At 74.0% G+C, this 3979-nt stretch carries 4 protein-coding genes and 1 pseudogene; 4 read left to right on the forward strand and 1 reads right to left on the reverse strand.

All coding sequences use genetic code 11. From position 1 onward, the window contains the following. On the reverse strand, window positions 1-705 hold a 705-nt coding region (locus tag STRAU_RS35935), incomplete at its 3' end, for a helix-hairpin-helix domain-containing protein (protein WP_472980062.1). On the opposite strand from STRAU_RS35935, the pseudogene STRAU_RS35940 reads away from it, so the two are divergent. The 4 genes and pseudogenes from STRAU_RS35940 to STRAU_RS35955 form a co-directional block, all read left to right on the forward strand. Further along, window positions 691-948, forward strand: a pseudogene (locus STRAU_RS35940) (L-aspartate oxidase); the annotation flags it as partial. The gene STRAU_RS35935 and the pseudogene STRAU_RS35940 sit on opposite strands and share 15 nt — an antisense overlap. A gap of 5 nt (window positions 949-953) precedes the next feature. Then, the gene (gene nadC, locus STRAU_RS35945) at window positions 954-1961 is read left to right on the forward strand and encodes a carboxylating nicotinate-nucleotide diphosphorylase (protein WP_037664174.1); all 1008 of its coding nucleotides are present in this window, start codon (window positions 954-956) and stop codon (window positions 1959-1961) included. Beyond that, window positions 1961-2767, forward strand: coding sequence for a type III pantothenate kinase (locus STRAU_RS35950; protein WP_016645308.1), 807 nt, complete (start codon window positions 1961-1963; stop codon window positions 2765-2767). The genes nadC and STRAU_RS35950 overlap by 1 nt, the downstream gene beginning before the upstream one ends. Before the next feature lie 644 nt (window positions 2768-3411). Beyond that, the coding region (locus STRAU_RS35955) for a hypothetical protein (RefSeq protein ID WP_259300086.1) at window positions 3412-3979 on the forward strand (568 nt) is incomplete at its 3' end.

The raw sequence follows: 3979 nt of genomic DNA on the forward strand, positions 1-3979 counted from the left end.
TGCGTCGCCGCGCACACCCGCAGGCCGAGGGCACGCGCCGCCGCCACCAGCGCGGCGGGCTCGGCACGGGCCGCCTCGCCGCCCGTGTGCAGCACGAGGCCGTGGCCGGCCACGGCACGGATCAGGTCGGCGGCGGGCCGAGGAGGGAAAGAGTGTAGATCTCGGGCTCGCCGCGGATTCCCAGTCGGCGGCCGTCGGGACCGAACCGTCCTCCTGGCCGTCCTTCGGCAGCGAGTTGATGACCCGGGCGAGGCCGTCGGCCAGGCTCTCCTCCGCCATGGCGTACTGCTCGAGGCCGACCAGGACACGGACCGGAGCCGCCGCCTCCTGGGCGTCCTCGGTGTCCTCGCCGGCCGGGGCGGGCGTGGCCGGGGCAGCCCCCGGCATGTCGTCCAGGGCGTCCTGGAAGACCAGTAGGTCGCCCTCGGCGATGGCCGTCTGCACCGCGTCTTCCGGCTCCGGCACGCCGCGCTGCCCGAGCGCTGCGGTGAGCGCCGCCGATTCGAGGGCCGTGTGCCCGGCGAGGGCGGCCTGCTCCAAGAGCCACACGGTGAGGGCGCTGCCCCGGCGCTCGTCCCCGGGACCGCAGTCCGGGCCGAGGAGCGCCCGCGCGAACCCGTCGGCCTGCTCGGGCCGCACCCCGGCGACGCGCAGCAACTGCCAAGGGTCGGCGCGGAGCCGGTCGTCCGCGCCCTCGCCGAGCACGGCAAGACCGCCGAACCCGGCGTGGACACCTGGGAGACCACCAATCTGCTGTGCGTCGCCCGCGTTCTGGTGGCGGCGGCGCTGCGCCGCGAGGAGACTCGGGGCTGCCACTGGCGCGAGGACCACGCGGACCGCGACGACGAGGCATGGGGACGCCACATCGTCATACGCCTGAATCCGGACAGGACCCTCGCCATCCGCACCACCGACAACGCCCGTTTCCCCAGCACCCAGGAGCAGTGACCGACGTGAGCACCACCGACCTCCCCCTCGCCGACGGCACCGGCGGCTGCGGCGACGCCTGCGGCTGCGGCGGCGCGGCGCCCGACGCGATGGAGTGCGGCCTCGACCCCACGCTCGCCCGGATGCTGGCCGACGCCGGCCTCGACCCCGTCCAGGTCGAGGACATCGCGCACCTCGCCATCGCCGAGGACATGGAGTTCTCGCCGGACGCCATGGACGTCACGACGGTCGCCACCATCCCCGAAGACGCCGTCGCCACCGCCGACTTCACCGCGCGCCAGGCGGGCACGGTCGCGGGCCTGCGCGTCGCCGAGGCCGTGCTCTCCGTCGTCTGCCAGGACGAGTTCGAGGTCGAGCGGCACGTCGAGGACGGCGAGCGGGTCGAGGCCGGGGACGTGCTCCTGAGCGTCACGTCGCACACCCGCGACCTGCTCACCGCCGAGCGCAGCGCCCTGAACATCCTGTGCCGCCTGTCCGGCATCGCGACCGCCACGCGCGCGTGGGCGGACGCCCTGGAGGGCACCAAGGCCAAGGTCCGCGACACCCGCAAGACGACGCCGGGACTGCGCTCCCTGGAGAAGTACGCGGTCCGCATGGGCGGCGGCGTCAACCACCGCATGTCGCTCGCCGACGCCGCCCTGGTCAAGGACAACCACGTGGTCGCCGCGGGCGGCGTGACGCAGGCGTTCAGGGCCGTACGGGAGATGTTCCCGGGCGTGCCGGTCGAGGTCGAGGTGGACACCCTGCACCAGCTCCGCGAAGTCGTGGACGCCGGCGCCGACTTGATCCTCCTGGACAACTTCACGCCCGGTGAGACGGAGGAGGCCGTCGCCATCGTCGCCGGCCGCGCGCTCCTGGAGTCCTCCGGCCGCCTCACCCTGGCCAACGCCCGCGCGTACGCCGACACGGGCGTCGACTACCTGGCCGTGGGCGCCCTCACGCACTCCTCGCCGATCCTCGACATCGGCCTGGACCTCCGCGAAGCCACGGTCTCCGGAGAGGCCGCCGGCTGATGCTGCTCACCATCGACGTAGGCAACACCCACACCGTCCTCGGGCTGTTCGACGGCGAGGACATCGTCGAGCACTGGCGCATCTCCACCGACGCCCGCCGTACCGCCGACGAACTGGCCGTGCTCCTCAACGGGTTGATGGGCATGCACCCGCTGCTCGGCGAGGAACTCGGCGACGGCATCGACGGCATCGCGATCTGCTCCACCGTCCCCTCCGTCCTGCACGAGCTGCGCGAGGTCACCCGGCGGTACTACGGAGACGTGCCCGCCGTCCTCGTGGAGCCCGGGATCAAGACCGGCGTGCCGATCCTCATGGACAACCCCAAGGAGGTCGGCGCCGACCGCATCATCAACGCGGTCGCGGCGGTCGAGCTCTACGGAGGCCCCGCGATCGTCGTGGACTTCGGTACGGCGACGACGTTCGACGCGGTGTCCGCGCGCGGGGAGTACGCCGGCGGCGTCATCGCCCCCGGCATCGAGATCTCCGTGGAGGCCCTCGGCGTACGCGGCGCGCAGCTCCGCAAGATCGAGCTGGCCCGGCCGCGCAGCGTCATCGGCAAGAACACCGTGGAGGCCATGCAGGCGGGCATCCTGTACGGCTTCGCGGGCCAGGTCGACGGCGTCGTACGGCGCATGGCACGCGAGCTGGCGGGACCGGGCGGCAACCCGGAGGACGTGACCGTGATCGCGACGGGCGGGCTCGCGCCGATGGTGCTCGGCGAGGCGTCCGTCATCGACGAGCACGAGCCGTGGCTCACGCTGATCGGGCTGCGGCTCGTCTACGAACGGAACGTGTCGCGCGGCTGAGAGCCTGTGTCATATCCCCGGCCGGGCGCGCATTTCGCGCCGCGGGGCGCTGCTCGTCGCCAACTTTTCGCTTCCGCGGGACAACCTGGGTCCCCCTCCAACAGTCTGTGCTGCGAGGGGTTCTGACCGGGTGTCTGGTGCGGGTGTCTGATGAGTGTGGGGCGGATGAGGGGCAAGACACGGCGGGGTGTCGTGACGGCGTTCGCGGTGGTGGCGCTGACGGGAGGAGCGGCGCCCGTGACAGCGGCGGCGCACGGTCCGGCTGGTTCGCCCGTGACAGCGGCGACGGCCGACGGTCCGGCCGCATCGTCGCCCGCCACGTCGTCGCCGACACCGACCGCACCCGCGTCCACAGTGACCCCGTCGCCCGCGTCCACACCGGACCGGCCTTCGTCCACACCGGCCCCCTCGGGGCGCATGGCGGACACCGGCGCCGGGATCGTGCCGTGGATCGTGGCCGGAGCGGCGGGCGCCCTTGGGGTGGGGGCGGTCGCCTTCGCGACGACGCGACGCCGTCAGGACTGACCCACGCCGTCAGGACCGACCCGCGCCGTCAGGACCGACCCGCGCCGTCCGGACCGACCCGCCACCCCGACGGGTGTCCGTTAAGAGGATTTTGTTCGCCTTGCGCGTATCGTCACCCCATGCCCACGCCATACGGATCCCGGGGCGGCATGGCCTTCGGTGCGCAGGAGCTGCGAGTGCTCCGCCGTGCTCTGGCCCACGCCCTGCACCCCAGTACCGTTCGTGCCCTTGACGACCACACCGTGCAGTCCTGCGTGCGCCTCGCCGACGACATCGACGAGGCGGTGCGCGAGGGCGCCCGGCTGCGCGCCTTCCTGGTGGCCGATCTCGCGCGCTACCGGGCGGCGCTGCCCGGCACCGCGGCCGGGTATCTGGAGCTCCTCGAAGACGTGCTCCCCAGCGGGTACCGGCCGGGCGCCGACGACCTCGCGGCGCTGCGCGCCCTGCGCGGCAACCCGCGCGCGGCTGCCCTGCTCGACCGCTGCCGGACACTCGCAGAGGAGGCCGTACGCGAGCGTCTGGCGGCCGTCACGGAGGCCCGGAGCACCGCCGCCCGGACGGCCCCGGGCAGGCCCGCGGTGCCCGCGTCGCGGCCCGCGGAGGGGCTGCCGGCGGAGAGCCGTCCCGCGGTGCCCCCGTCCCGCACCCGGCTGCTCGCCCTGCCCGGCGGGCTCACGGCCGCCGACG

The organism is Streptomyces aurantiacus JA 4570 (genome assembly GCF_000414115.1).
Taxonomy (GTDB): domain Bacteria; phylum Actinomycetota; class Actinomycetes; order Streptomycetales; family Streptomycetaceae; genus Streptomyces; species Streptomyces aurantiacus_A.